The organism is Parendozoicomonas verongulae (genome assembly GCF_009711465.1).
In the GTDB taxonomy this organism is placed as follows: Bacteria; Pseudomonadota; Gammaproteobacteria; order Pseudomonadales; family Endozoicomonadaceae; genus Sansalvadorimonas; species Sansalvadorimonas verongulae.
Map to the genome: position 1 here is coordinate 1 of NZ_SMME01000231.1, position 395 is coordinate 395.

At 61.3% G+C, this 395-nt stretch carries 1 protein-coding gene; it reads left to right on the forward strand.

All coding sequences use genetic code 11. The features are described 5' to 3' along the window. The coding region (locus tag E1189_RS22195; protein ID WP_196220832.1) for a hypothetical protein at window positions 1-261 on the forward strand (261 nt) is incomplete at its 5' end. Window positions 262-395: the final 134 nt, after the last annotated feature.

The window sequence follows — 395 nt, forward strand, 5'->3', positions numbered from 1 at the left end:
AATGGGCTGGCACTGGGCAGACATCTCCAGGCCATGGGGAGCACAGACAGCCTGAAAACGGCCCGGGACATCTTTACCCGGTTGCGCACCCGGGCGGCCAAAGTGCAGGTGAACACTCCTTGCGATGACAAGGAGATCGAACTGGCTCTGGGCAGGCTGCTTCAGTCCATGGGGGGCACGAACAACCTGAGAGCGGCCTGGGACATTTTTATCCGGCTGCGCACCCGGGCGGCCGGAGGGCAAGAATACTCCCTGCAATGATAAGGACATTGAACTGGCTCTGGGGAGGTGCCTTCAGTGTATAGGAGGCTCGGGTAACCAGAGAGCAGCCCTGGACATATTTGCCCGGCTGCGCACCCAGGCAGCCAGAGGGCAGGCCAACACGCCTTGCGATG